The sequence below is a fragment of the Actinomycetospora soli genome, from assembly GCF_021026295.1.
GTDB classification, from domain to species: Bacteria; Actinomycetota; Actinomycetes; order Mycobacteriales; family Pseudonocardiaceae; genus Actinomycetospora; species Actinomycetospora soli.
Genome location: NZ_JAJNDA010000011.1, coordinates 213,923 through 238,605 on the forward strand (window position 1 = coordinate 213,923; position 24,683 = coordinate 238,605).

A 24,683-nucleotide genomic window follows, 5' to 3' on the forward strand; every position below is an offset into this window, starting at 1 on the left:
TCCCCGTGACGAACGAACGGCATCCCGGCGGCAGGTCCGTGGGTGCCGCTCGTTCCGTCCTGGGCGACGCCCTGCGCGCCCGCCGCGGCCCGATCGCCGCGGCCACCGTGCTGTTCTGCGGCCACCAGGCCGGCGAGGCCCTGGTTCCGGTGCTGGTCGGCGTGGTCATCGACCGGGCCGTCGCCACCGGCGACCCGGGCGCCCTCGCGTTCTGGCTGGCCGTCCTCGGACTCGACTTCCTCGTCCTGTCCTTCTCCTACCGCTGGGGCGCCCGCCGCTCCTGGTACGCCGACGTGACCACCGACCAGGCGCTGCGCCTGCGGGTCGCCGACCGGGTCCTCGACCCCCGCGGCGGCGCGGAGACCGGGCGCCTGCCCGGCGAGCTCACGTCGGTGGCCGTCACCGACGCCAAGCGGGTCGGGGTCGTGGCGTTCGCGCTGCCGCTCGGGATCGCCGCGCTCGCCGCGATGGCGGTCGCGGCCACGGTGCTGCTGACCTCGTCGCTCGTGCTGGGCGTGCTGGTGCTGCTCGGTACTCCGCTGCTGCTGGGCGCCGTGCACCTGCTGGGCCGCCCGCTCGAGCGCCGCTCGGGCCCGGAGCAGGAGGCCGCCGCCCGCGCCTCCGGTGTCGCGGCCGACCTCGTCGAGGGGTTCCGCGTGCTGGGGGGTCTGCGGGCCCGGCCGGCGGCGGTCACCCGCTACGTCGGCGCCTCCCGGGCGGCGCTGGCCGCGACCCTCGGCGCCACCCGCGCCCAGGCGCTCTACCAGGGCGCGGTGCTCGCGATGAACGGCCTCTTCCTCGCCCTCGTCGCCCTGGTCGGTGGCCGGCTGGCGGCGTCGGGCGTGATCTCGGTCGGCGAACTGGTGGCCGCCGTCGGGCTCGCGCAGTTCCTCGTGACGCCGCTGCAGATCCTCGGGTGGGTCAACGGCCGGCTCGCGCAGGGGCGGGCGTCGTCGAAGCGCATCGGCGACGTGCTGGCCTCGCCGTTCGCGGTCGTCCCCTCCTCCCCGCGCGAGGGGAACCCTGATGGCGACAGAGCGCTCGAATCCTCCCCTCACGAACCCGCGAAGGGCGAGCTCCGGGTCCGCGGCGCGCTCGACGGCGTCGACCTCGACCTCGAGCCCGGCGCCCACGTCGGCGTCGTCTGCGCCGACCCGGCCGACGCCGTCGCGCTCGTCCGGGCGCTGGCCCGCGAGGGCGAGCACCCCGCCGTCGTGACCCTCGACGGCACCGACGTCACCACGCTCGCTCCCGAGCATTCCCGACGGCGGGTGCTGGTCGCCGCGCACGACGCCGTCCTGTTCTCGGGCACCGTCGCCGAGGCGGTCGGCGCGGCCGCCGTGGGCGACGTCCGACCCGCCCTGGCCGCCGCACACGCCGACCAGGTCGCCGAGGTGCTGCCCGACGGGCTCGACAGCGCCGTCTCCGAACAGGGCCGGTCGCTCTCCGGCGGGCAGCGGCAGCGGCTCGCGCTCGCCCGGGCCCTCGCGGCCGACCCGCCCGTGCTCGTGCTGCACGACCCGACGACCGCCGTCGACGCCGTCACGGAGGCCCGCATCGCCGACGGCGTCGCGACCCTGCGCACCGGCCGGACCACGCTCGTCGTCGCCACCCGGCCCGCGCTGCTGGCGGCGACCGACCGGGTCGTCCACGTCGTGGACGGCCGGGTCGCGGCGACCGGCACGCACGCCACCCTGCTCGACGACCCCACCTACCGCGGAGCGCTCGGATGAGCCGGGACCTGCTCCCCGTCGCGTCGGGGCCGCGCATCCGCGCCGTCCTCGGCGGTCTGCTGCGCGAGCGGCGCGGGATCGTGGTCGGCGGACTGGTCGCCCTGCTCGCCAGCGCCGGCGCGAGCATGGCGGTGGCGCCGCTGCTGGGCCTCGTCGTGGACGTCGTCGTCGACCGCCGGGGTCCGGACGCGGTCACCGCCCCGGTGCTCGGCCTCGTCGCGGCGGCCCTCGCGCAGGGCGCCCTGGCGGTGCTGGGCGGCGTCCTCGTCGCGCGCGCGGGGGAGGGCCTGCTCGCCGACCTGCGGGAACGCTTCGTCGCGCGGGCCCTGGCGCTGCCGGTCGCGCGGGTCGAGGAGGCCGGCGCGGGCGACCTGACGAGCCGCGTCACCTCCGACCTGTCCCTCGTCGGCGACGCCGTGCGGGAGGCCGTGCCGAACGTGGCGCGGGGCGGGCTCGTCATCGTCGCGACCCTGGTCGGGCTCGCCGCCCTGGACTGGCGGTTCCTGCTCGCCGCCCTCGTCGCGCTGCCGGTGCAGGCCCTGACCGCCCGCTGGTACCTGCGCCGGTCGACGCCCCTCTACGCCGAGCAGCGCCGGGTGGGGGGCGCCCAGCAGCAGCAGCTGCTCGACACCGTCGGCGGCATCGGCACGGTGCGCTCGCTCGTGCTGCACGACGAGCACCGGGAGCGGGTCTCCTCGCGCGCCGCGGACGTCGTCGCGCTGGCCCTGCGCGTCGTGCGGCTGCAGACCGGCTTCTTCGGCCGCCTCAACCTCGCCGAGTTCCTCGGCATCGCCGCGGTGCTCGCGACGGGGACGTGGCTGGTGTCGATCGACGCGGCCTCGGTCGGCACGGCCAGTGCGGCGGCGCTGTACTTCATCGCGTTGTTCACCCCGATCAACGAGACGCTCTTCCTGCTCGACACCGTGCAGTCCGCCGGGGCCTCGCTCGCCCGCGTGGTCGGGGTGGCCGACCTGGAGCCGACCCCGGAGCGGCCGCCGGCGGAGGAGGGGACGGTCGAGGTCCGCGGGGTGCGCCACGCCTACGTCCCCGGGCACGAGGTGCTCTCCGACGTCGACCTCGACGTGCCCGCGGGCGCCCGGGTGGCCCTCGTCGGCGCGAGCGGCGCGGGCAAGACCACGCTGGCGGGGCTGGTCGCGGGCGTCCACGTCCCGACGGCGGGTGCGGTGCACGCGGGGCGGGTCGGGCTCGTGACCCAGGAGGTGCACGTCTTCGCCGGTCCGCTCGCCGACGACCTCCGCCTGGCCGCGCCGTCGGCGTCCGACGACGACCTGGCCGCCGCGATCGAGGCGGTCGGCGCGAGCGGGTGGGTGGCGGCCCTGCCCGAGGGGATCGACACCGTCGTCGGGGCGGGTGGACACACGCTCACCGGAGCGCAGGCCCAGCAGCTCGCCCTCGCGCGGCTGCTGCTCGCCGACCCGCCGGTCGCCGTGCTCGACGAGGCCACCGCGGAGGCGGGCAGCTCCGGCGCCCGGGTCCTCGACGACGCGGCCGAGCGGGTCCTCGCCGGGCGCACCGGGATCGTCGTCGCCCACCGGCTGGTCCAGGCCGCGACCGCCGACCGGATCGTGGTCATGGACGCCGGGCGGATCGTGGAGTCGGGCACCCACGACGAGCTGCTCACGGCCGGGGGTCGGTACGCGCGGCTCTGGTCGACGCAGCAGGGGTCCTGACGCCCCACCCCCTCCTCCCGTGGCAGGAAAGCGTCGTTGCTGTCACCCAGTGGCAGGAGAACCGCATCGTCGTCGGGGTTCGGACTCCCTCCCCGTGGCAGGAAAGCGTCGTTGCTGTCGCCCAGTGACAGCAACGACGCTTTCCTGCCGGACGGGGGCCGGACGGGGAGGAGGGGGCGGCGCGTCAGGGCACCAGGTCCGCGAGCGCCGACACGAGCCGCGCCGCCACGTCCGCCGGCACGACCTCGACCCGCCGCGTCACCTCCAGCGTCAGCTCCGTGCCCGGTGCGGACTCGGCGAACGACACCACGAGGTCGGCGTCGGACACCCCGGTCGGCACGGCCGTGAGCTCGCCGAGCACCGAGGTCTCCTGCTCGAGCGACGGCTCCTCGTGCTGCACCAGCAGCACCGGCGGGCGCCACAGTCCGGTCGCCTCGGCGGTGACCACGAACGGTGTCGCGGCGTACGCGAACGCCGCCAGGTCGCCCGCGCGCACCTCCTCCACCGTCGCGTCGGTCGGCGTCCGCAGCACCACGACGTCCGCGATCCCGCCGACCAGCCCGTCGAGCGCCGCGTCGGTCCGGCCCGCGGTCAGCGCGGCGAGCGGCAGGTCCGGCCCGTACCCGAGCGCGCCGAGCGCGTGGGCGAGGCCGGTCTGCAGCACCATCAGCAGCGACGCCCCGTGCCGCCGGGCCAGCGCGTCCAGGCCCCGGCGCACCTCGGCCGGGACCGTGACCGTGTCCGTCACGGCGGCGCCCTCGTCGAGTGGGCCGCCGGTGCGGTCGGGGGCGGCCCCGGACGACGCTGCGGGACCACTCGAGGCGCCGAAGACCGTCGTCGGCAGCCCCTCCAGCCCCGGTGGCACCTCCCCGGCACCCGGCGACGCCGCCGCCCACCGGGCGTAGTCGGCGTACGTCACCGGCAACGGCGCGAACGACGGCGCCGATCCCGACGACCGCGCCGCCACGGCCCGCGCGAGGTCGCGCAGCAGCGGCACCACCGACCACTCGTCCACCGCGAGGTAGCCGAGCACCAGCAGCAGCGACCCGTCGTCGAGCAGGTGCGCCCGGAACGGCGGTTCGACGGCGAGGTCGAACGGCTCCTGCGCCGACGAGGCGGCCGATGCCGACGACCGCCGCAGCGGCACGTCGACCGGCACGGGTGCACCGTCCGGATAGCTCCACGTCAGCGGCTCGTGCCGCCCCGTCACGTCGTCCAGCGCCGCCGACAGCACGTCGGACGAGAACGGCCCCGCGAGGCGCAGCACGTGGTCCGGCCTCGGCCGGAGACCCCGCGCGAGCCGCCACCGCTGCGCCGGCGCCACCGCGGGCCCGCCGTCGGTGCGCACCAGCGCCGGTCGCGCCCGGGGCGCCGCCGCCACCCGCGCGGCGAGCGCCCGGACCGTCGGCGCCTCGAAGACGTCGCGGACCGCGAGCTCGGCGTCCAGCTCGGTGCGGATCGCCGAGAGCAGCCGCATGGCCGCCATCGAGTGGCCGCCGAGCGCGAAGAAGTCGTCGGTGACCCCGACGGTCTCCAGCCGCAGCGTGCCGGCCACCAGACGAGCGAGCGCCTCCTCCTCCGCTGTGGCCGGAGCGACCCCGCCGACCAGCGCCGACCAGTCCGGCGCGGGCAGCGCGCGGCGGTCGAGCTTGCCGTTGGGCGTCAGCGGGATCGCGCCGACCACGATCACCAGCGACGGCACCATGTGCTCCGGCAGACGTGCCGCGGCATGGTCTCTGACCGAGGACGGATCCGGCGCCCCGTCCGGGGTCACGTACCCGACCAGGCGCGTCAGGTCGCCGTCGGAGTCCGCGACGACCACGGCCTGCCGCACCTCCGGGTGGTCGGCCAGCGCGGACGCCACCTCGCCCGGCTCGATGCGCACGCCGCGGACCTTGACCTGGTCGTCGTCGCGTCCGAGGAAGTCGACGTCGCCGTCGGCGCGCCACCGCGCGCGGTCGCCGGTCCGGTAGAGCCGCGCGCCGTCGCGGGCCGCGACGAACCGGCCGGCGGTCAGGCCCGGCTTCCCGAGGTAGCCGGTCGCGAGCCCGCGGCCGCCGACGTAGAGGTCCCCGGCGACGCCGGGCGGCACCGGGCGCAGCCGGCCGTCGAGGATGCGGACGACGGTGTTCGGGTCCGGCTCGCCGATCGGCAGCGGCCCTTCCCACCCGGGCCGCGCCCGCCACAGCGTCGAGTTGACGGTGGCCTCGGTGAGCCCGTAGGCGACGAACAGGTCGAGCCGTTCCGCCCACCGCGCGACGACGGCCGGGGGCACGGTCTCCGTCCCGACGAGCACCGTGGTCCCGTCCGGGATCGTCGCGTCATCGGGCAGGGCCGCGACCAGGGACGGCGGCAGGATCGCGTGGGTGACCCGGTGCTCGCGCAGGAACGTCGTGAGCGCCGGTCCGGCGACCCGGGCCGCGTCCGGCAGCACGACGAGCCGCGCACCCAGGGTCAGGCCCATGACCAGCTCGAACGCCGCGACGTCGAACCCGACCGACGCGAACTGCAGGACCCGCGAGTCCGCCGTCACGCCCATCCGGTCCACGGCCGTCGCCGCGAGCGACGCGATGCCCTCGTGCGGCACCGCCACACCCTTGGGGCGCCCGGTCGACCCCGACGTGTAGATCACGTAGGCGGTGGCCGCGAGGGGCACCTCGACCGGCCCCGGCCCGGCGTCGGGAAGGACCTCCGGCAGCACCAACCGCTTCCCGACGGCAGGTGTGGTCGGGTCGGTCTCGGGCGTCACCACCACGAGGGCCGCGCCGGAGTCGCGCAGCATGTGCTCGAGCCGGTCGGCGGGGTGGGCGAGGTCGAGCGGCAGCCAGGCGGCGCCGCGGCGCAGCACCGCGAGGACGGTCGCCACCATCGTCACCGACCGCGGCACGGCCACCCCGACGACGTCGCCCGGGCCGACGTCGAGCAGCGACGCGATCCCCGCCGCGAGCGCGTCGAGCTCGGCGTAGGACAGCTCGCGCCCGACGTCCGCGACGGCGATCGCGTCCGGCGTCGTCGCGACCCATCGCGCGAAGGCTGCGGTGAACGTCTCCTCCGCCACGGGCCGCGCCGTGGGGGACCCGCCGAACCGGGCCAGGGCCTCCCGCTCGCCCGCGAGCAGCACGTCGACGTCGTCGACCGGGGTGTCCGGCGACCCGACCACCGTGCGTGCCACGACCGCGAACCGGGCCGCGAGCCGGCGGGCCGACTCCGGGTCGAACAGGTCGGCCGCGTACTCGAGGTGCAGCGTCAGCTGCCCGTCGGTCTCGGCGAAGCTGAAGACGAGGTCGAACATGGCCGTGCGGTGGGCGACCTCGACCTCCTCCGCCTCGACCCCCGCCAGCGACAGCGGCGACCCGGAGCGCACGTGGTGCCCGACCATCACCTGGAACAGCGGTGTGCGGGCCACGGTGCGCGGCGGGTCGAGGTGCGAGACGACCGCCTCGAACGGCACGTCCGCGTGCGCGAAGGCGGCCAGGTCGGTCTCGCGGACCCGGTCGACGAGCGCGCCGAACCCGGGTGCGCCGGAGAGGTCGGTCCGCAGCACGACCGTGTTGACGAAGAACCCGACGAGGTCGTCGAGCCGGGGGTCGTCGCGGCCCGCGACCGGGGCGCCCAGCGGCAGGTCCACGCCCGCCCCGACGCGCGCCAGCAGCGTGGCCACGGCGGCCTGCAGCACCATGAAGGTGCTCGCCCCGTGCTCCGCGGCCAGGGCGCGCAGACCCGCGCTGACCTCCCCGTCGAGCGGGAGCGTGATCGTCCCGCCGGTGAAGCTCGGCCGCGCGGGGCGGGGCCGGTCGGTCGGCAGCACCAGCTCCTCGGGCGCCCCGTCGAGCGTCCGGGCCCAGAACGCCAGCTGCTCCTCGCCGACGGCGTCGAGCAGCGCGGACTGCCAGCGCGTGTAGTCGGCGTAGTCGACCGGGAGCGGCGTGAACTCCGGTGCGCGGCCCTCCCGCCGCGCCGCGTAGGCGGCGGCGAGGTCGTCGGCGAAGGGGCGGTCGGACCACTCGTCGGTGGCGATGTGGTGCAGCGTGAGCACGAGGACGTGCCCGTTCCCGTCGGCGATCAGCAGTGCCCGGATCGGCAGCTCCCGGTCGAGCGCGAAGGGGCGGGCGATCTCGGCGTCCACGAGGTCAGCGACGTCAGCGAGGTCAGCGGTGGCCCACGGCTGCCCCTGGACGTCAGCGGTGTGCCACCGCTGCCACGGGACGCGGGCGTGCTCCAGCACCCGCTGCGTCTCGCCGGCCACCACCGTCCGCAGCGGCGCGTGCCGTGCGACCACGTCGTCCAGCGCCGCCTCCAGCGCGTCCACGTCCAGCTCGCCGGTCAGCCGCACCACGAGCGGGTAGTGGTAGGCCGCGCCCGCGCCGTCGAGCTGGGCGAGCATCCAGAGCCGCTGCTGGGCGGGGGAGAGCGGCACCGGACCGTCGACGTCGCGCGCCACCAGCTCCGGCCGTGTCGAACCGGTGCCCTCGCCGACGAGGGCCGCGAGGCCCGCGGGCGTCGGCGCGTCGAACAGCTCCCGCAGCGTGAGGTCGGCCGACAACGCCTGCCGGGCCCGCGAGAGCAGCCGCGTGGCCAGCAGTGAGTGCCCGCCGAGGTCGAAGAACGCGTCGTCCGGCCCCACCCGCTCCAGGCCCAGGACGTCCGCGAAGAGCCCGCACAGGGTCTCCTCGACCGGCCCCGCCGGGGCCCGGCCACTGCCCGGCGCGGCGAGGTCCGGCGCGGGCAGCGCCCCGACGTCGAGCTTGCCGTTGACCGTGAGCGGGAGGTCGTCGACCGCCACAACGGCCGCCGGAACCAGGTGGTCGGGCAGGCGGGTGCGGAGCTCGTCGCGCACCCCGTCGGTCCGGCCCACGACGTAGGCGACCAGACGCGCCCCACCCGGGCCCCGCCGGTCGGCCACCACCGCTGCCCGGTGCACCCCGTCCAGCGCCGACACCGCGGCCGCGACCTCGCCCGGCTCGACCCGGTGCCCCCGGATCTTGACCTGGTCGTCGGTGCGCCCGAGGTAGTCGAGGATCCCGTCGGGACGCCGCCGCACCAGGTCCCCGGTGCGGTACATCCGCCCGCCGTCGGCGTCGGCGACGAACCGCTCCGCCGTCAGCCCGAACCGGTCGAGGTAGCCCCGCGCCAGGCCGGCCCCGGCGATGTACAGCTCGCCGGGCACCCCGTCCGGCACCGGACGGAGCCACGGGTCCAGCACGTGCGCCCGCGTGTTGACGATGGGCTTCCCGACGGCGGGTGTGGTCGAGTCCGCGGTCCCGGCCCCGAGCGTGTTGATCGTGTACTCGGTCGGGCCGTAGAGGTTGTAGCCGAGGACGCCGTCGGCGTCGCGCAGCGCGCTCCACAGCGTGTCCGAGACCGCCTCGCCGCCGAGCAGCACGAGCGGCATGGGCCGGTGGTCGAGCAGCCCCTCCTCCAGCAGTGCCTCCGCGTAGGTCGGCGTCACGTTGACGACGTCGACCTCCTCGGTGCGCGCGTGCGCCACCAGCCGGGTCGCGTCGCGCCGCAGCTCCTCGTCGAGGACGTGCACCTCGTGGCCCTCGACGAGCCAGAGCAGCTCCTCCCACGACATGTCGAAGGCGAACGACACGGTGTGCGCGATGCGCAGCCGCCGACCCCCGGCGGCCGTGATCACGGGCTCGAAGATCTCGGTGCGGTGGTTGAGCTGCATGCCGGTGAGGCCGCGGTAGGGCGTGACGACGCCCTTCGGCCGCCCCGTCGAGCCCGACGTGTAGATGACGTACGCGGGCCGGTCGAGCCGGGCGGGGTCGTCGCGGGCGAAGCCGTCGACGTCGGGCAGCGGCCCGACCGGCAGCGCGTCCCGCTCGGCCGCGACCGCGGGGTCGTCGATCACCAGCGCGGGCACGTCGGCGTCGGCGAGCCGCGGCGCCACGGCGGCGACGGTCAGCAGGACGACGGGCCGTGCGTCGCGCATTGTCTCCACGAGCCGCTCGGCCGGGTGGTCGAGCTCCAGCGGCAGGTACGCCGCACCCGCCCGGAGCACCGCGAACAGCGCGATCACCGTCTCGGCGCTGCGCGGCACCGCGAGCGCGACGACCGTCTCGGGTCCCGCGCCGCGTGAGCGCAGCAGCCGGGCCGTGCGGTCGATCGCGGCGTCCAGTTCGGCGTAGGTGAGCCGCACGGACGCGGAGCGCCGCGGAGCCGGACCGTCGACACCGACGCCGCTGACGACGGCGGGCTCGTCCGGGACGAGCGCGGCCCGCTCGGCGAGCAGGTCGGCCACGGTGGCGTTCCCGACGTCGACGGTGTGCCCGTCCCGGGTCGCCACCACCGCGGCGTGCTCGTCGGGCAGGAGCGGGTCGAGCGCCGCGGCCGGCGCGGACGGATCGTCGAGCACCTGGGCGAGGAGGTGGGAGAACCGCTCGAGCCAGCGGGACCCGTCGTCGCCGAGGGTGTGCCCGAGCGTGAGCCGCATCCGGGCGCCCGGGGTGACGACGAAGGTCAGCGGGTAGTGCGTCGCGTCCGCGTTGCGCAGGGCGGTGACGCCGTGCCGGGCGGAGAACTCCTCGATCCGCTCCTCGCCGCCCTCGGGACGGTAGACGAACAGCGTGTCGAACAGCGTGGGGTGCGGCGAGCAGCGCTGGATCGCGCCGAGCCCGATCCACTCGTGCGGGGCGAGCGCGAGCCGCTCGGCCTGCACCCGCTCGACGAGCGCGCCGACCGGCTCGGCCGCGCGCAGCGTGAGCCGCGCCGGGGCGGTCGTCAGGAAGAGCCCGACGGTGTCCTCGACGTGCTCGACGGCGTCGGGGCGGCCCGCGACCGTGGTGCCGAAGACGACGTCGGTGCGTCCGGTGGCGACGCCGAGGACGAGGCCCCAGACCGTGGAGAGCACGGTGTTCGGGGTGACGCCGCGCTCGCGGGCGAGGGCGCGGACCCGTTCGGTGACCTCCGGCGCGAGTTCCAGGGAGTCCTCGCGCAGCGGCCGCGGCGACGACGGGTCGACCAGGGTCGGCTCCTCCAGCCCGGCGAGGGCCGTCCGCCAGGCCTCCGTGGCCGCGGCGTCGTCCTGCGCGGCGAGCCAGGCGAGGTGGTCGCGGTAGGAGCCGGTCCGTCCGTCCGGCGTCCCGCCGTGCAGGGCGTCGAGGAGTTCGGTGAGGACGATCCACGCCGACCAGCCGTCCCAGAGCAGGAGATGGCGCGAGAGCAGGACGCGATCGGCCTCCGGCCCGTGCACGAGCAGGACGCGGAACAGCGGCGGGGCGGCGAGGTCGAAGCGCCGGTCGCGGTCCTCGGCGGTGACCCGGTCGACGTCGGCGGCGCTCGGGGCGTCGACCTCGACGACGGGCGGGTCGAGGTGCGCGGCGACGGCCTGCACGGGCTGGTCGAGCCCCGCGTCGGTGAACGCGGCGCGCAGCGCGTCGTGGCGCTCCAGGAGCGTGGCGACGGCCCGGCGGAGGTCCGCGACGTCGACGCGGTGGTCGAGGTCGATCGTCTCCTGGATGCCGTAGACGTCGGCGTCCGCGTCCATCGTCGCGTGGAAGTACAGGCCCTCCTGCAGCGGCGAGAGCGGCCAGACCTCGGCGACCTCGTACGGGGCGCGGACGTCCTCGCGCGCGACCGGCGCGACGAGCTCGTGCCGCCGGACCGGGCGGGTGTCGCCGGCCAGCGCCGCGATCCCCGCCGGGGTCCGCCCCCGCAGGACCTCCGCCGGGCCGACCTCCACGCCCGCGCGGCGGGCACGGCTCGCGACGCCGATCGAGGAGATGGAGTCACCGCCGAGGGCGAGGAAGTCGTCGTCGACGCCCACGTCCGTCCCGAGCACCTCGGCGAACACCGCGACCAGCGTCCGCTCGGCGTCGGTCGCGGGCTCACGCGCGGCGGCCCGCTCGGCGGTCGGGGCGGGCAGCGCCGCCCGGTCGAGCTTCCCGCTCGGCGTCAGGGGCAGGTCGTCGAGCACGACGACGGTGCTCGGCACCATCGCCTCGGGCAGCGTCCGGGCGACGGCGTCGCGCACCGCCCCGCCGTCGGGAACGTCTCCGACGACGTAGCCGACGAGGGCGGGGGAGGGTCCGTCGGTGCGCACGACCGCGGCCGCGCGGCGCACGCCGTCGACGGCGGCGAGCGCCGCCTCGACCTCGCCGAGCTCGAGGCGCTGGCCGCGGAGCTTGACCTGGCCGTCGGCGCGGCCGAGGTACTCCAGCTCGCCGTCCGGACGACGCCGGACGACGTCGCCGGTGCGGTACCACCGCTCGCCGTCGGGCCCGGCGACGAACCGCTCCGCGGTCAGGCCGGGGCGGCCGACGTAGCCCCGCGCGAGCTGCACGCCGGCGAGGTGGAGCTCGCCGGGGACACCGTCCGGCACCGGACGGAGCGCGGGGTCGAGGACGTGGACGCGGGTGTTCCACACCGGTGCGCCGATCGGGACCACCGTCTCGCCGGGCAGGACGGTGTGGGCGGTGACGTCGACGGCCGCCTCGGTCGGGCCGTACAGGTTGTGGATCGCGGTGCCGGTCAGCTCGTGCCACTGGTGGGCGTCGCCTGCGGGCAGCGCCTCGCCGGAGGCGAACACGTGCCGCAGGCTCGCGGCCCAGGAGGCGTCGGCGGTGACGGTCCCGTCGGCGAGGAAGCCCGCGAGCATCGACGGGACGAAGTGCATCGTCGTGACCGCGTGGCGGGCGACGAGGTCGGCGAGGTGACCGGGCTCGCGGTGTCCGCCGGGGCGGGCGAGGACGATCGCCGCGCCGACCGAGAGCGGCCAGAAGAACTCCCAGACGCTGACGTCGAAGCCGGTCGGGGTCTTCTGCAGGACGCGGTCGTCGGCGCCGAGGCCGTACGTGCCGTCCATCCAGGCGAGGCGGTTGTCGATCGCGCGGTGGCTGACGACGACGCCCTTGGGCCGACCCGTGGAGCCGGAGGTGAACAGGACGTAGGCGGCCGCGTCGAGGTCGGTGTCCGGCCAGGGGACGGTGCCGGTCGTGTCGTCGACCTCGACCCGCCGGACCCCGTCGGGGATCGGCGTGCCGGCCGTGGTGACCACCGTGGTCACCCCCGCGTCGGCGACCATCCCGGCGAGCCGTGACGCGGGCAGGTCGGGGTCGAGCGGGACGTAGGCCGCGCCGGCGCGCAGCACGCCGACGAGGGCGACGACGAGGTCCGCGCCGCGGGGCACGGCGACGCCGATCGTGTCGCCGGTGAGCCGCTCCGCGAGACCCGCGGCCCGGGCGTCGAGCTGGGCGTAGGTGAGCTCGGTGCCCGCCGCGTCGAGCACGGCCGTGGCGTCCGGCGTCGCCGCGACCTGCTCGGCGATCCGGCGACCGAGGGTGCGGGGTGCGACGGGGTGGTCGGTGTCCTGGATCGGCTCCCTGCCATGGGGCAGAGCCGCGACGGTGGTGTCGAGGTCGACGGCGAGCGCGTCGAGGGTGCGGGCGAGGAGGTCGAGCACGAGCTGCGCGGCCGCGTCGGAGACCCGCGCGGCGTCGTGCTTGAGCGTCAGCACGGTGTCCTCGCCGGTCGCGGCGATCAGGGCGAGCGGGTAGTGCACGGCGTCGACCACGTCGACGCCCTCGACGGTCACGTCCCCGCCCGCACCCGGCGCCGGGTAGTTCTCGACGACGACGAGCGAGTCGAACAGCTCCCCGTGGCCGAGGGCGCGCTGCAGGGCGCCGAGCGGGACGTCCTGGTGGTCGAGCAGGTCCGTGCGGCGCTCCTGGAGGCGGCGCAGGACGTCGGCCGCGGTGTCGCCGGGCGCCCACGTGACGCGCACGGGCACGGTGTTGACGAACAGCCCGACCGCCTCGCCGATGCCGTCCAGCCCGGCGTCGCGGCCGGAGACGGTGCTGCCGACGACGAGGTCCCGGCTGCCCGTGAGCGCGCCGACCGTGAGGCCCCACGCGCCGTGCAGGAGGGTGCCGAGGGTCAGGCCGCGCTGCCGGGCCGCCCGGGTGAGCCGACGGGTGGTCGCCGCGTCGAGGTCGTGCCGGATCTGGCGGTGGGGCGGCGTGGCACCCTCCGGTGCCGGCAATGCGTCACTTGCGCTGGACGCCAGGAAAGCCACATCGTCGGTTCCGCGGCCGGCGTCGGCCGACGGTGCGGTGTTGCTGTCACCGGGTGCGGAAGGGGAGCACGCCGATAGGGCATTGCCGGCACGGGGACGTGCCTCCGCGGTCGGCAGCACGTCGGCCAGCAGCGTCGGGCCGTCCAGGTCCGCGAGCGCCGACCGCCAGGCCGACACCGCCGCGTCGTCGTCCCGGGCCGCCTCGACCGCGGCGTACCGGCGGCGCATCAGGGCGGTGTCGTCGACGCCCGTGCCGCCGAGGACCTCACGCACGAGCAGCGCCACGGACCAGCCGTCGAGGACGAGGTGCTCGAACGTCAGCACCAGCCGCGCCTCGTCGTCGGCGGTCCGGAGCAGCGCCGCACGCAGCAGGGGCGGCGCCGCCAGGTCGAACCGGGCTGCACGCTCGCGGGCGATCTCCGCGTCGACCGAGGAGTCGACCGAGGAGTCGACCGACTCCGACGACCGCAGGTCCACCTCCCGCCACGGCAGCTCGACGGTCCCGGCGATCACCTGCACCACGCGCCCGTCGTCGCGCTGGACGAACCCGGCGCGCAGCTGCGGGTGCCGGTCGAGCGCGGCCTGCAGGCCGGAGCGCACGGCGGCGGGGGAGATCGCGCCGCGCAGCCGCACGACCTCCGTGACCACGTAGACGTCGGAGACCGCCGCGTGGAAGAAGAAGCCCTCCTGCAGCGGCGACGCCGGCCACACGTCCGCGGCGTCTCCCGCGGGGGTCGAGCTCCGCTGCGCCGCGTCTCCCGTCGGCCCGTCCACCAGCGGCCCGTCCGGCACGACGACGTCGTCGGTCGCCACCGCGACGGCGGCCAGCCCGGCCACGGTGCGCTCGGTGAAGATCTGGCGCGGCGTGATCTCCAGCCCGGCCGCGCGGGCGCGCACCACGAGCGAGATCGAGACGATCGAGTCGCCGCCGATCGCGAAGAAGTCGTCCTCGGCGCCGACGCCCGGCACGCCCAGCACCTCGGAGACGAGGGCGGCGAGCAGTTCCTCGCGCGGCGAGCGCGGGGCCACGCCGCCGACCTCGGCGGCCGGATCGGGCAGCGGCAGCGCGTCCACGTCGAGCTTCCCCGACGACCGCATCGGCAGCGCCGGCACCGCCACGAGCCCCGACGGCACGAGGTGCGCCGGGAGTTCGGCCCGCAGCGCCTCCCGCAGCCGCGTCGTCACCTGCGCGACGTCGCGGAACGGCGCGGGCCGGGTCGCGGTCCCCGTGCCGCCCGGCACGTACACCGGGCCGTCCGCGCCGAACAGGGCCACCAGGCACGTCGGGTCCGACGGGTCCGGCGCCACCCCTGACGCCCCCCACGCGACGAGGTCCTCCGGGTCCACCCCGCCGAGGACGTCGACGTCCGGGGCCAGCCGCGCGTTCGGGATGCCGGCCACCCGCACCGGGCGCCCGTCGGGCACCCGACCCGACCACGGCACCGTCGGGACGTCCGTTCCCGACGACGGGCCCATCCGCAGGGTGGCGTGGAAGCGGTACCGGGACAGCTCGTCGTGCACCCGCCCGCGCTCCACCGTCACGTCCACCGCGAGCCCGAGCGACGCCCCCACGGCGCACACCAGGTCGGGGTCGACGAGCAGTTCCGGTTCCCACGCGACCCCGGCCTCGACCGCGCGCCGGGCGTCCTCCCCGGTCAGGCCCTGGGCGCGCGCCACCCCGGTGCGCAGCGCGCGGAGCAGCCCCGCGTGCCGCAGGTCGCCGAGGAACAGCACGCCGTCCTCGGCCAGCAGCCCCGCCGTCTGCGCGACGACGTCCCGCAGGTAGCCCTCGTCCGGGAAGTACTGCGCCACCGAGTTCACGACGACGAGGTCGAACGGCCCGGTCAGCCCGCCCACCTCGTGCGCCGGCCGTGCCTCCAGAGTCACCCGCGCGGCCCACGGCTCCGGCGCGACCCGCCGTCGCAACCCCTCGATGCCGGCGGCGGAGAGGTCGATCCCGACGAAGGAGTCGACGTGCGGGGCGATCTCGGTGAGCAGCAGCCCCGAGCCGACCCCGACCTCCAGCACCCGCCGCGCCGCGGGGGCCGCCGCGCGGATCGCGTCGACGGTGGCGTCGCGCCAGGCGCGCATGTGCTCGCGGGGGAGGGGCGAGCCGTCGTAGGTCGAGTTCCAGCCGGCGAACCCGTCCTCGAAGGTCGCGTCGGCGTCGGCCGCGGAGTAGAGCAGCTCGTGCAGCTCCTCCCACTCGCCCACGTCGGCCGTGCCCTCCAGCGACGGCACGACGTAGGCCACCAGGCGCTCGTCGCGCACGACGACGGCCGCCTGCGCGACCTCCGGCCGGGCCCGCAGCACCGACTCGACCTCGCCGGGCTCCACCCGGAACCCGCGGATCTGCACCTGGTCGTCGGTGCGGCCCAGGAAGTCGAGGACGCCGCCGTCGGTCCGCACGAGGTCGCCGGTGCGGTAGAGCCGCGCGCCGGGCGGGCCGAAGGGGCTCGCGACGAAGCGCTCGGCCGTCAGGTCGGGCCGCCCCAGGTACCCGCGGGCGAGGCCGGGACCCCCGAGGTAGAGCTCGCCCGACCCGCCGTCGGGAACGGGTGCCAGGTCGGGGCCGAGGACGTACGCCGTGGTCAGCGGGTCGGCGATGCCGATGGGGACGCTCGAGCGCGTCGTGTCCGGGTCGACCGCGCCGAGCGTGGAGTTCACGGTCGCCTCGGTCGGCCCGTAGGCGTTGAACATCCGCCGCCCGCGGCCCCAGCGCGCGACGAGCTCCGGGGACACCCGCTCGGTGCCCGCGAGCAGCGTCGCGGGCGGGAGGTCGACGTCCGGCGGCATCGCCGCGAGCAGCACCGGCGGCAGGATCATGAACGTGATGCCGTGGGTCCACGCGTAGTCCGCGAGCTCGCGCGTCGGCGTCCGCAGCTCGGACGGCACGACGACGAGGCGTCCGCCGGAGAGCAGGGCGAGGCACAGGTCCCAGAACGCGACGTCGAAGCTCGGCGAGGCGAAGGCGAGGACGCGGTCCTCGGGGCCGATGCCGAACCGCTCGGTCTGCGTGGCGACCAGACCGTCGACGCCCGCATGGGTCACGACGACGCCCTTGGGTCGCCCGGTCGAGCCGGACGTGTGGATGACGTACGCGGCGTGCTCCGCCGTGACCCCCGGGTCGAGCGGCGCCCGGGGGCCCCGGTCGAGGTCGAGGTCGTCGAGATACAGCGGGTCCGGCACCCCGGGGTCCTGACGGCGGGTGGTCACGACGACGGCGGGCCGCGCGTCCGCGAGCACGGCCGCGACCCGGGCGGGCGGCTGGTCGACGTCGAGCGGGACGTAGGCCGCGCCCGCGCACAGCACCGCGACCTGGGCCACGACGAGGTCGGCCCCGCGGGGCAGCGCGATCGCGACCAGCCGTTCGGGCCCGGCGCCGCGGTCGAGCAGGACCTGCGCGAGCCGGGCCGCGCGGTCGGCGAGCTCGCGGTAGGTGAGCCGTTCGTCGGCGTGGACGACCGCGATCGCGTCCCCGCGCCGGTCGACCTGTTCGGCGAAGCGGTCGGGCCAGGTCCGCAGCCCGGTGGTCGTGGGACGGCCGGTGACGGTCATCGGCCGGCGGCGGCAGCGACGGTCGGCCGGGCGAGCGGCGCGCCCCGGTCGGCGTCCCGCGCGGCGACCATGGCGGCCACCATCTCGCCCGCGCGCACCGCGACGTTGGAGAGCAGCGTCGAGGTCAGCCCGTGCGTGTGCTCGGTGGCCCCGGGCGCGAAGAAGCCCGCCGTGACGTGGGGCGGGGTGACCACGCTGTAGTCGCGGTGGAAGTGGGCCCGGCCCTGGTCGTCGCGCGGCCAGTCGGCGGCGGCGTCGCCCAGCATCGCGAGCGGGTCGGCACAGCGGTAGCCGGTGCAGTAGACGACGAGGTCGGCCTCGACGGTCTCCCGCCGCCCGTCGATCAGCGACTCCACGACGACGTCGGTGTGGTCGGCGTGCGGCCGGACGTCGGCCACCTCGGAGGCGTTGTGGAACCGCAGCCGCTCGCGACCGGCGACGCGCTCCTTGTAGTGCTGCCGGTAGAGCGCGGTGATCAGCTCGCCGTCGACCACCGAGTAGTTCGTGTTGCCGTGGTAGCCGAGGATCCGGTCCTTGACCTCGGGGGGCGCCGCGTAGAAGTCGTCGACGGCGTCGGGGTCGAAGATGCGGTTGGCGAACGAGCTGTCGTCGGCCGGGCTGAAGCCGTAGCGGGCGAAGATCGCGGAGACCTCGGCGGCGGGGAAGCGTCGGTGCAGGTGGTCGACCACCTCCGCGGCGCTCTGCCCCGCGCCCACCACCGCGAGCCGGCGCGGGTCGTGGATCTCGGGCAGGCGGTGCAGGAGGTCCTTCGAATGCCACACGCGGTCGCCCAGGGGCGTGCCCTCCGGGACGTGCGGGACGAGCCCGGTCCCGAGCACGACGTTCCGGGCGGTGAGGGTGCGCTCACCGTCGGGACCCTCGACGTCGACCTCCACGAGATCGGCCGGCCCGCCCGGTCCGGGCACCAGCCGGAGGCCCGTGACCTCGGTGCCGTAGTCGACGACGTCCGCCGGGATCCGGTCCGCGGCCCACTCCAGGTAGTCGTGGAACTCCTCGCGGGTGGGGTACGAGCTGCCGTAGTTGATGAAGTCGACGAGGCGGTCGCGGTCGTACAGGTAGGACACGAAGGAGAAGCCGCTGCGCGGGTTGCGCAGGGTGGCGAGGTCCTTGAGGTAGCTGACCTGCATCGTCGCGTCCTCGAGCAGCATCCCGCGGTGCCAGCCGAAGCGCTCCTGGCGCTCGAGGAAGTGGCCGGTGAGCGGTGGGCCGGGGTGCGTCTCGCCGTATTCGGCGAGGGCGATCGCGAGCGCGAGGTTGGAGGGGCCGAACCCGACCCCGACGACGTCGAACACGGTCTCCCGGCCGGCGGGGTGCTGCGGGACAGCAGGCATCGGCGTCCTTCCAACGAGGTACCAGGCGACGAGTTAGGTGAGGCTAACCTGCCGGTAGGACGCCGGTCCATCGTTGTGGACGTCACGGCGGGTGTGTGCGCGATGACGGTCGGCACACCGCGCGGTCGGCGCAGCGTCGGCTCGCGGCACCGCCGTCGGGGTGGTCGGTCACGGCCCGCGGTCGTTCGAGATTCACCCGCACGGGCGGCACGGCTCGGACGACGGGTCGCCCCGGGTGGCCGCAGAATGGATGCATGACGACCGAGGCGCGCCGAGTGGTCCGTGATGCGCGTCCAGCGGTCGACGAGCGGTCGTCGGGCGGCTGGGGTGCCTGGCCGCCCGAGGCGCCCGGTGACCGTCCGTTGTCGATGACCTCGTGCTCCGACCGCACCGAGCACGCGGTGATGGCCACCGAGCTCGAGCAGGCGAACCGCACGGGACAGCCTCCGATGGGGCTGTGCGGCGTGGTCGTGGACCCGGCGCCGCTGGGCGCCACGGGTGCGCACGTGTGCCGTCCCTGCCGGGAGGCCGTCAGCCGCCGTCGGCGGGCGTCCCGTCCGGCGGCGCCGACGCCGTGGGCCGTGCTGGTGCAGTGGTACGCGGCGCTGGTGCGGCTCCTGCGCGCAGGCATGCCCGCGTCGGCGGGGCCGAAGGCGATCGCCGCTCCGCGGCAGGCGCTCGCGCTCCCGCCGGTGCCCACGCGTCAGCCGGCCCGCGCCCCGCATCCGGTGCGCGAGCCGGGCGGACGGCACCGGCGCCCGGAGTAGGCCGGTCCGGCGCGTCGGTGGGCCCCTCCCGCCCCGGGTGCGCGCGGTGACGCGTGGCCCGCACCCGGGGGGAGGTCACCCGGTCAGTGCTTCTTGCCCCCGCCGCCGAAGCGCTTGAACAGGTCCTGCGCCTTCTGCCGGTTCTTCGGGTCCGAGGCGTAGCGCTTCGCCTGGTCGGTGTACTTGCGTCCCTGGGGGCTCTTGAGGAACTCCGAGACCTTGCTGAACAGACCGGGCACGGGTGATCTCCTACCGGGAATCCGTTGTGTCCCCCTCAGCATAGGAGTTCCAAGTTACCCGTCAGTAGCTCCCTACTACCTACTCACGGGTAACTTGAGAGGGGTACGCCACGTCGCTCTCGCGGCGAGGACGTGGGACAGTCGGGTCAGTGGCGTAGTTACCCGCCGGTAGCCATGAGGCCCCGGGGCGACCGCCAGCACGTGAGCACAGGAGGTCACGGAACAACCATGAACATCGTGGTTCTGATCAAGCAGGTACCGGACACCTGGTCGGAGCGCACGCTCTCCGACGGCGACAAGACCCTCGACCGCGCGTCGTCCGACGCGGTGCTGGACGAGATCAACGAGCGCGCCGTCGAGGAGGCGCTCAAGATCAAGGAGGCCGGCGACGCCGAGGTCACCATCCTCACCGCCGGTCCCGACCGCGCCACCGACGCCATCCGCAAGGCCCTCTCCATGGGCGCGGACAAGGCCGTCCACGTGAACGACGACGCCATCCACGGCTCCGACGCGGTCGCGACCGCCAAGGTCCTCGCGAAGGCCATCGGCACCGTCGGCGACGTCGACCTGGTGCTGGCCGGCAACGAGGCCACCGACGGCCGCAGCGGCGCGATGGCCGGCATGCTCGGCGAGCTGCTCGGCTGGCCGTCGCTGACCCACGCCAACGCGCTCACCGTCGAGAACGGCACCGCGAAGGCCAAGCGCGAGACCGACGAGGGCACCTGCGACCTCGAGGCCGCGCTGCCGGCCATCGTGAGCGTCGGCGAGAAGATCAACGAGCCGCGCTACCCCTCGTTCAAGGGGATCATGGCGGCCAAGAAGAAGCCGGTGAACACGATCGGCATCTCCGACCTCGGCCTCGACGCCTCGGAGGTCGGGCTCGCCGGCTCGCTCGTGCAGGTCGACTCCTTCGCGCCCCGCCCGCCGAAGTCGGGTGGCCAGAAGGTCGAGGACGAGGGCGACGGCGGCGCCAAGATCGCCGAGTACCTCGTCGGCCAGAAGCTCATCTGAGCCACCGTCCACGAGTCACACGAGGAGAACAGACATGGCTGAGGTACTGGTCCTCGTCGACCACGTCGACGGTGAGATCAAGAAGAACACCTACGAGATGCTGACCGCCGCGCGTCGCATCGGCGAGCCGTCCGCGGTCGTCGTCGGGACGCCGGGCACGGCGACGAAGCTCGCCGAGGGCCTCGCCGCCCACGGCGCCGAGAAGATCTACGTCGCGGAGTCGGACGACACGGTGAACTACCTGTCGACCCCGCAGGTCGACGTGCTCGCCGCCCTGGTCGAGCGGGTCTCCCCGCCGGCCGTGCTGATCCCGGCGGGCGCCGACGGCCGCGAGGTCGCGGGCCGCCTGGCCGTGCGCACCAACTCCGGCTGGCTGAACGACCTGGTGGACATCGACGGCGAGCGCGCGGGCACCCACTCGATCTTCGGTGGCGCCTTCACCGTGCAGTCGCACGTCACCACCGACACCGCGGTCGTCTCCTGGCGCTCGGGCTCGCTCGAGGTCGAGGAGAACGCGGCCGCCGGCACGCAGGAGACCGTCGAGGTCCCCGCGATCGACGCCGCCAAGTCGGCGAAGGTGTCCAACCGGGCGCCGATCGTCGGTGGCGACCGCCCCGAGCTCACCGAGGCGTCGGTCGTCGTCGCCGGTGGCCGTGGCGTCGGCTCGGCCGACAACTTCAACGTCGTCGAGGGTCTGGCCGACTCGCTGCACGCGGCCGTCGGTGCGTCCCGCGCGGCGGTCGACTCCGGCTACTACCCGAACCAGTTCCAGGTCGGGCAGACCGGCAAGACCGTGTCGCCGCAGCTCTACATCGCGCTCGGCATCTCCGGCGCGATCCAGCACCGCGCCGGCATGCAGACCTCGAAGACGATCGTCGCGGTCAACAAGGACCCCGAGGCCCCGATCTTCGAGATCGCCGACTTCGGCATCGTGGGCGACCTGTTCTCGGTCGCGCCGCAGCTGACCGAGGAGGTCGGCAAGCGGGCCTGACCCGCCGCTCGACCCGCGTGAGGGGAACCCTCGGCCGCTCCGGCGGCCCGAGGGTTCCCCTCACGCATGTCCGGGGTCGTCCCGACGTCGGGGTGGCCCGTCGGACATCCGCGGGTGCGCATGCCACGAGGGGGATTACGCTCGACGGACGATGACGTACCTCGACCACGCGGCCACCACGCCGATGCTGCCCGTGGCCGTCGCCGCCTACACCGAGGCGCTCGGCCGCGTCGGCAACCCCTCCTCGCTGCACACGGCGGGCCGCCGGGCCCGCCGCGACGTCGAGGAGGCCCGCGAGACGATCGCCGCCGCCGTCGGTGCCCTGCCCACCGAGGTGGTGCTCTCCACCGGCGGCACCGAGGGTGACAACCTCGCCGTCAAGGGCCTGTACTGGGCCCGGCGGGCGCAGGACCCGCGCCGGACCCGCGTGGTGGTCTCGGCCGTGGAGCACCACGCCGTGCTCGACGCCGCCGAGTGGCTCGCCTCCCACGAGGGCGCGACGCTCGTCGTCCTGCCGGTGGACGCCGTCGGGCGGGTGACCCCCGAGGCGCTGCGCGCGGAGCTGGCGGCCCACGGCGACGCCACCGCCCTGGTCAGCGTGATGTGGGCGAACAACGAGGTCGGCACCGTCAACGACGTGCGCGGGCTCGCCGAGGTCGCCCACGAGTTCGGGGTGCCGCTGCACACCGACGCCGTGCAGGCCGTCGGCTCGCTCCCCGTCGACTTCGCCGCCTCGGGCGCCGACGCGCTGTCGCTGACCGGGCACAAGCTCGGCGGCCCGGTCGGCGTCGGGGCCCTGCTCCTGCGCCGCGACGCCACCTGCGTGCCGCTGCTGCACGGCGGCGGCCAGGAGCGCGACGTCCGCTCCGGCACGCTCGACGTCGCCGGCACCGTGGCCCTCGCGGCCGCCGTGCACGCGGCCGTCGAGGCCGTGCCACGCCGGGTCGTCGAACTCGCCGCGCTGCGTGACGACCTCGTGGCACGGCTGATCGAGGCCGTCCCGGACGCGACGCTGAACGGGGTGCCGCTCGACGCCCCCGCCGTCAACGGCGGGCCCGCCCGGCTCGCGGGCAACGCGCACCTCTCGTTCCCCGGCTGCGAGGGCGACAGCCTGCTCATGCTGCTCGACGCCCACGAGATCGAGTGCTCGACCGGCTCCGCCTGCACGGCGGGCGTGGCCCGACCGTCCCACGTGCTGCTCGCGATGGGGGTCGACGAGGCCGCCGCGCGCGGTTCGCTGCGCTTCTCCCTGGGCCACTCCTCGACCGCGGCCGACGTCGACGCCGCCGTCGCGGCCATCGGCCCGGTCGTCGAGCGGGCCCGCGGGGCCCTGGCCCGCGCGGGCGAGCGGGTGGGGTCCTGACGATGCGCGTCCTCGCCGCCATGAGTGGTGGGGTGGACTCCGCGGTCGCGGCCGCACGGGCCCGGGAGGCGGGCCACGAGGTCGTCGGGGTGCACCTCGCGCTGTCCGCGCGCCCCGCGACGATGCGCGAGGGCGCCCGCGGGTGCTGCTCGGTCGAGGACTCCCGCGACGCCCGCCGCTGCGCCGACGTCCTCGACATCCCGTTCTACGTCTGGGACATGGCCGACCGGTTCCGCGAGGACGTCATCGAACCCTTCGTCGCCGAATACGCCGCAGGACGCACCCCGAACCCCTGCCTGCGGTGCAACGAGAAGATCAAGTTCTCGGCGGTGCTCGACCGCGCCCGGGCCCTCGGCTTCGACGCGGTGGCGACGGGCCACTACGCGCGGCTCGACGACGGGGTGCTGCGGCGGGCGGCGGACCCCGACAAGGACCAGTCCTACGTGCTCGGCGTCCTCACCGCCGACCAGCTCGCCCACGCGATGTTCCCCCTCGGCGACTCGCTGAAGTCCGAGGTCCGCGCCGAGGCGGCCCGGCGGGGCCTGGTCGTCGCGGAGAAGCCCGACAGCCACGACATCTGCTTCATCCCGTCCGGCGACACCCGCGGCTTCCTGTCCGACCGCGTGCCGGACGCACCGGGTGAGCTGGTCGACGCGGTGTCCGGCGCCGTCCTCGGCGAGCACGGGGGCGTGCAGAACTTCACCGTCGGCCAGCGGCACGGGCTGGGCCTGTCCCGCCCCGCTCCGGACGGCCGTCCCCGCTACGTGCTCGGCATCGAGCCGGTGTCCCGGCAGGTGCGGGTGGGCCCGGCGGAGGCGCTGGAGGTCACGGCGCTCACCACCGAGACGCCGGTCTGGCACGGGCCGCGCGGCGTGGTCGGCGACGTCACGGTGCAGGTGCGCGCACACGGGGGCCTCGCGCCGGCCTCGGTCGAGGTCCACGACGACGGGCTCGCCGTCACCCTGGGCGCCCCGCTGCGCGGGGTGGCACCGGGGCAGGCGGTGGTGGTCTACCACGGTGACCGGGTCCTCGGTTCGGCCACGATCGCCGCGACGTCCTGACGTCGGGTCGGGTCGGCCTGGTCTTGTCGCGGGGAGCCGGCGCTCGCGGGTGACCTTGTCGTGGTGAGTCTCCGCGACAAGGTGGGTGGCCGGTGGCGGGAGCCCGCGACAAGGTAGCGGGGTCCTGGCGGCGGGTCGGCTCGGTTGGCGGGGCCTGTCGGTCGGAGACCTTGTCGCGGGGAGCCGGCGCCGCCCGGCCGCCTTGTCGTGGTGAGTCCCTGCGACATGGTGGGTGGCCGGTGGCGGGAGGCCGCGACAAGGTGGCGGGGGTCCTGGCGGCGGGCCGACTCGGCTGGCTCGGCTGGCTCGGCTGGCTCGGCTGGCTCGGCTGGCTCGGCTGGCTCGGCTGGCTCGGCTGGCTCGGCTGGCTCGGCCTGGCTCGGCCTGGCTCGGCCTGGCTCGGTCGGTGACCTTGTCGCGGGGAGCCGACGCTCGTCGGTGACCTTGTCGTGGTGAGTCCCCGCGACAGGGTGGGCGGCCGGTGGTGGGAGGCCGCGACAAGGTGGCGGGGGTCCTGGCGGCGGGTGGGCTCGGCTGGCTCGGCTGGCTCGGCCCGGCTCGGTCGGTGACCTTGTCGCGGGGAGTCGGCGCACGCCGGCGACCTTGTCGTGGTGAGTGCCCGCGACAGGGTGGGCGGCCGGTGGTGGGAGGCCGCGACAAGGTCCAGCCGGCCGGCCGAGCCACGGGAGGCCGCGACAAGGCGGCCGGCCGGCTGAACCGCCCCGGGCCTGGGTGAGGCTGGGCGTCAGGCCGCGGCGGCCTGCCGGGTTACCGCGGCAGTGTAATGGGCTTCCCATTCAACCGGCGGCAGGTATCCGACCGACGAATGAAGGCGTTCGTAGTTGTACCAGCGCACCCACTCGGCGGTTTCGCGTTCGACTTCCCGCAGTCCACTCCAA

Annotated in this window: 12 protein-coding genes; 8 read left to right on the forward strand and 4 right to left on the reverse strand. The window is 75.8% G+C overall.

Annotated features, from left to right (window positions below; all coding sequences use genetic code 11):
* The first annotated feature begins 5 nt into the window (after positions 1-5).
* Together LN037_RS19340 and LN037_RS19345 are read left to right on the forward strand one after the other, a co-directional pair.
* The gene (locus tag LN037_RS19340) at positions 6-1,733 is read left to right on the forward strand and encodes an ABC transporter transmembrane domain-containing protein (RefSeq protein WP_230755619.1); all 1,728 of its coding nucleotides are present in this window, start codon (positions 6-8) and stop codon (positions 1,731-1,733) included.
* Positions 1,730-3,424 (forward strand): ABC transporter ATP-binding protein, encoded by a 1,695-nt coding sequence (locus LN037_RS19345; RefSeq protein ID WP_230755622.1) that lies wholly within the window; start codon positions 1,730-1,732, stop codon positions 3,422-3,424. The genes LN037_RS19340 and LN037_RS19345 overlap by 4 nt, the downstream gene beginning before the upstream one ends.
* Positions 3,425-3,608: 184 nt before the next feature.
* Here LN037_RS19345 and LN037_RS19350 read toward each other — a convergent pair whose 3' ends face one another.
* Together LN037_RS19350 and LN037_RS19355 are read right to left on the reverse strand one after the other, a co-directional pair.
* Positions 3,609-17,000 (reverse strand): non-ribosomal peptide synthetase, encoded by a 13,392-nt coding sequence (locus LN037_RS19350; protein ID WP_230755624.1) that lies wholly within the window; start codon positions 16,998-17,000, stop codon positions 3,609-3,611.
* On the reverse strand, positions 16,997-18,352 hold the full coding sequence (locus LN037_RS19355) for a lysine N(6)-hydroxylase/L-ornithine N(5)-oxygenase family protein (protein WP_230755626.1): 1,356 nt from the start codon (positions 18,350-18,352) through the stop codon (positions 16,997-16,999). Before LN037_RS19355 ends, LN037_RS19350 begins: the two co-directional genes overlap by 4 nt.
* 254 nt (positions 18,353-18,606) lie before the next feature.
* On the opposite strand from LN037_RS19355, the gene LN037_RS19360 reads away from it, so the two are divergent.
* Positions 18,607-19,119 (forward strand): hypothetical protein, encoded by a 513-nt coding sequence (locus LN037_RS19360; RefSeq protein ID WP_230755628.1) that lies wholly within the window; start codon positions 18,607-18,609, stop codon positions 19,117-19,119.
* A gap of 83 nt (positions 19,120-19,202) precedes the next feature.
* Here the strand turns inward: LN037_RS19360 and LN037_RS19365 are convergent, their stop codons facing one another.
* Positions 19,203-19,358 (reverse strand): hypothetical protein, encoded by a 156-nt coding sequence (locus tag LN037_RS19365; RefSeq protein ID WP_179794337.1) that lies wholly within the window; start codon positions 19,356-19,358, stop codon positions 19,203-19,205.
* A 228-nt stretch (positions 19,359-19,586) separates the two neighbouring features.
* On the opposite strand from LN037_RS19365, the gene LN037_RS19370 reads away from it, so the two are divergent.
* The 5 genes from LN037_RS19370 (at position 19,587) to LN037_RS19390 (ending at position 24,194) form a co-directional block, all read left to right on the forward strand.
* Positions 19,587-20,369, forward strand: a complete 783-nt coding sequence (locus LN037_RS19370; RefSeq protein ID WP_230755630.1) for an electron transfer flavoprotein subunit beta/FixA family protein — start codon at positions 19,587-19,589, stop codon at positions 20,367-20,369.
* A gap of 34 nt (positions 20,370-20,403) precedes the next feature.
* Positions 20,404-21,360, forward strand: coding sequence for an electron transfer flavoprotein subunit alpha/FixB family protein (locus LN037_RS19375; RefSeq protein ID WP_230755631.1), 957 nt, complete (start codon positions 20,404-20,406; stop codon positions 21,358-21,360).
* Positions 21,361-21,511: 151 nt separating this feature from the next.
* Positions 21,512-22,723, forward strand: a complete 1,212-nt coding sequence (locus LN037_RS19380; protein WP_230755633.1) for a cysteine desulfurase family protein — start codon at positions 21,512-21,514, stop codon at positions 22,721-22,723.
* A gap of 2 nt (positions 22,724-22,725) precedes the next feature.
* A complete protein-coding gene (gene mnmA / locus LN037_RS19385) occupies positions 22,726-23,784 on the forward strand; it encodes a tRNA 2-thiouridine(34) synthase MnmA (RefSeq protein ID WP_230755636.1) in 1,059 nt (352 codons plus the stop codon).
* 239 nt (positions 23,785-24,023) lie between these two features.
* A complete protein-coding gene (locus LN037_RS19390; protein ID WP_230755637.1) occupies positions 24,024-24,194 on the forward strand; it encodes a hypothetical protein in 171 nt (56 codons plus the stop codon).
* A gap of 335 nt (positions 24,195-24,529) precedes the next feature.
* Here LN037_RS19390 and LN037_RS19395 read toward each other — a convergent pair whose 3' ends face one another.
* A complete protein-coding gene (locus LN037_RS19395) occupies positions 24,530-24,673 on the reverse strand; it encodes an integrase core domain-containing protein (RefSeq protein WP_372460500.1) in 144 nt (47 codons plus the stop codon).
* Between the last annotated feature and the right edge of the window lie 10 nt (positions 24,674-24,683).